We start from the raw sequence: 2,898 nt of genomic DNA, 5'->3' as shown, positions 1-2,898 counted from the left end.
ATTACCGCCGGGGTGGCGAGGCCTTCGTCCTCAAGATGGGTGTTGATGCCGTAGCGTAGCCGGATGTCCATCGGCCGGGCGACCTGCCTCGCGGTGTCCATTTGTTTTAGGTAGCTTGCTTTTATGGTAGCCAGGTAGATTGCTATCCAGAGAAGCGAGCATGGCAAAGATCATCGTGGTTGCATCGAGCAAGGGAGGTGTCGGCAAGACCCTTGTGTCCATGGTATTGGCAAGTCGCCTTGCAACCGGCGGGTTACGTGTGGCGGCCATAGACGCCGACCCGAACGGCGCCCTCGCTGACTGGCGGGCCAACGTATGGGATGGCCCGGCCTTCGTGGTCGAGGCCGAGCCGGACGCCGCACGGCTGGCACATCGGATCCCCGACCTCGCGGCCTCGACCGATTTGCTGATCGTCGACACGGCAGGCTTCGGCAACCAAGCAGCCGCCGCGGCGATTGCCAGCGCGGACGCCGTGATTGTCCCAATGCTGGCGAGCCGTGCCGACATCGCCGAGGCCACTAGGACCGTGCAACTCGCCCAAGGCCTTGCCCGGGCCGCGCGCCGAGACATTCCGGCGCGAGTGCTGCGAAATAAGGTTAATGCTCGGACCGCTGTGGCACAGCACGCCCGTGGAGAGGTCGAAAGCGCCGGCCTACCCCTTCTGGCGACCACGCTCAGTCAGGTCGTCGCATATACGGAGTTGACCCACAACGGTCGGCTGCCGCGCCAAGCGCCGGCAGCGGTAGAGATCGAACGTTTGGTAGATGAATTGCGCGGCTTCGAGTGGCTTCCAGGACCCGTAAGATAGCGCGGTAGCCTGGTACCGATATACTTACTACCGCAATAGCGAGGTACCCTGGTGCCTGTTGCACAATTCGCCTCTGCAACGCGATCCGGTCGACAACGCATTGAGTTATCATTGACTGCGGTGGGTCGGCCTGATTCGATTGGTTCGACGCACTGGCACGGATCGACCGATGGCGCACCACTTCCGCGAAGCCGAGCGCCGCCAGAAGGCGCTGCTGCCGGCCGACATGATGGAGTGGCTGCCGGAGAACGACATCGTCCACCTGATCGTCGAGGCGGTGGAGCTGATGGACCTCTCGAAGTTCGAGGTCAGCTACAAGCTCGGCCGTGCCGGACAGCCGCCGTTCGCACCGCAGGTGCTGCTGGCCCTGCTGATCTACGCCTATTCGCAGGGCGTACGCTCGAGCCGGGCGATCGAGCGGCTATGCCAGCGTGACGCCGGCTACCGCTTCATCGTCGCCGAGCATCAGCCGGACCACACGGTGATCGCGCGGTTCCGCCAGTGCCATGCCGCCGCGATGAAGGCGGTGTTCCTTGCTGTGTTGCGGCTGTGCCGGGAAGCGGGGCTGGTGCGGCTGGGCCTGGTGGCGCTGGACGGCACCAAAGTACAAGGCAACGCGTCGCTGGAAGCCAACCGCACAGCAGCCAGCATCGAGGCGGAAATCGAGAAGATCCTGGCCGAGGCCGAGGCGGCCGACGCCAAGGACGACAGCCGGCCCGCCGTGCAGCAGGGCGCGACCTTGCCGAAGGCGCTGGCGCGGCGGGCGGATCGGCTGGCGCGGCTGCGCCAGTGCCAGGAGAAGCTGCAACGCCGAGCCGCAGCGGCAGCAGCGCGCCAGCAGGCCAAGATCGACGCCCGGCAGGCGGAGGAGCAGGTCACCGGCAAGCGCAAGCGTGGCCGCAAGCCGAAGCCCGCCGACCCCAGCATCGATCCCGACACCAACGCCTGCATCACCGATCCCGACTGCGGCATCATGAAGACGCGCCGCGGCTGGCTGCAGGGCTACAACGCCCAGATCGTGGTCACCACCGGCCAGATCATCATTGCCACCGACGTCACCACGGACGCCAATGACGTGCAGCAACTCCAGCCGATGCTGGCGCAGGCGCAGGCCAACATCACCACGGTGGCCGACAACGACGACAAGGACACGGTCGTGCTGGGGGCCGCGGTGGCGGATGCCGGCTACTGGTCGGAGGCTAACGCCGCCAGCGAGACCGCGGAGTGCGAACTGATCATCGCCACGCAGAAGGATCACAAGCAACGCGCCGTCCTACGCGATGCGCCGCCGCCGCGGGGACGCAAGCCGAACAACATGACCGCGCGCGAGCGGATGGACCGCAAGCTGCGCACCAGGCACGGGCGGGACCGCTATCGCCGCCGCGGCGCCTCCGTCGAGCCGGTGTTCGGGCAGATGAAGGACCGTCAGGGCGCTCGCCACTTCAGCATGCGCGGGCTGGAGCGCTGTCGCGGTGAGTGGAACCTGCATGCCGCCGTGCACAATCTGCGGAAGCTACACTCGGACTCTGTCCAGCGTGCCACGAAGGTCGGGAAACGCGCGCACGAAAGGGAAAGGAAGGCCGCCTGAGGCGGCTTTCCACCCATTCGTGGCACTTCCCAGCTCTTCCGCACCCTTTCCATCACACCAGCACCCCGCCAGCAGCGATTCCGCAACAGGCTCTAGAATGAGCAGACGCACCGTCATCGTGGTCAGCGTCAGAGCCGAGCGCAGCCTCGGCACCGCGCTGTTCCTGACAGACTTTGACAGCTCCTACGTCATCGGCACGGAACTCGTCGACGATGGTGGGCTGTCACGGATCTAGGCCGCCCCGCCACGAAGTCTCGATCAGATCAGGCGGCCGGGCATGGCCCGCACAGGAACGGACCGGTCGCCTCGTCGCCATACCGATCCCCGCAACATCCCAGGCGGCGGCGCCGCCCGGCTCGGAGCAAGCAGGTCCGGCGCAAGGGGACCGCTGCGGAAACCAAGAGGAGAGGATACAATAACCAAGCTCACCAAAACGCTCATCGCGGTCGCGGCTGGCACTCTGCTGGCCACGGGCGCCTTCGCCCAGAGCGCGAGCGAGATC

Annotated in this window: 3 protein-coding genes; all 3 read left to right on the top strand. The window is 66.0% G+C overall.

Going from position 1 to position 2,898, the window contains the following annotated elements; all coding sequences use genetic code 11:
• Positions 1-160: 160 nt before the first annotated feature.
• The 3 genes from VF632_RS03880 (at position 161) to VF632_RS03870 (ending at position 2,631) form a co-directional block, all read left to right on the top strand.
• Complete coding sequence (locus tag VF632_RS03880) at positions 161-808, top strand: ParA family protein (protein ID WP_331021537.1); 648 nt, start codon at positions 161-163, stop codon at positions 806-808.
• Between the two features lie 169 nt (positions 809-977).
• The gene (locus VF632_RS03875; RefSeq protein WP_331021536.1) at positions 978-2,396 is read left to right on the top strand and encodes a transposase; all 1,419 of its coding nucleotides are present in this window, start codon (positions 978-980) and stop codon (positions 2,394-2,396) included.
• Between the two features lie 97 nt (positions 2,397-2,493).
• Positions 2,494-2,631, top strand: a complete 138-nt coding sequence (locus VF632_RS03870) for a hypothetical protein (protein ID WP_331021535.1) — start codon at positions 2,494-2,496, stop codon at positions 2,629-2,631.
• The last annotated feature ends 267 nt before the right edge of the window (positions 2,632-2,898 follow it).

Source organism: Longimicrobium sp. (assembly GCF_036388275.1).
Classification (GTDB): Bacteria; Gemmatimonadota; Gemmatimonadetes; order Longimicrobiales; family Longimicrobiaceae; genus Longimicrobium.
Note: the sequence above shows the minus strand (reverse complement) of the source record. Positions and strands in the feature narration are given on the sequence as shown.

Excerpts from the sequence above, each read along its gene's own strand:
- VF632_RS03880 (WP_331021537.1), top strand. The coding sequence starts at position 161 with ATGGCAAAGATCATCGTGGTTGCATCGAGCAAGGGAGGTGTCGGCAAG.
- VF632_RS03875 (WP_331021536.1), top strand. The coding sequence starts at position 978 with ATGGCGCACCACTTCCGCGAAGCCGAGCGCCGCCAGAAGGCGCTGCTG.
- VF632_RS03870 (WP_331021535.1), top strand. The coding sequence starts at position 2,494 with ATGAGCAGACGCACCGTCATCGTGGTCAGCGTCAGAGCCGAGCGCAGC.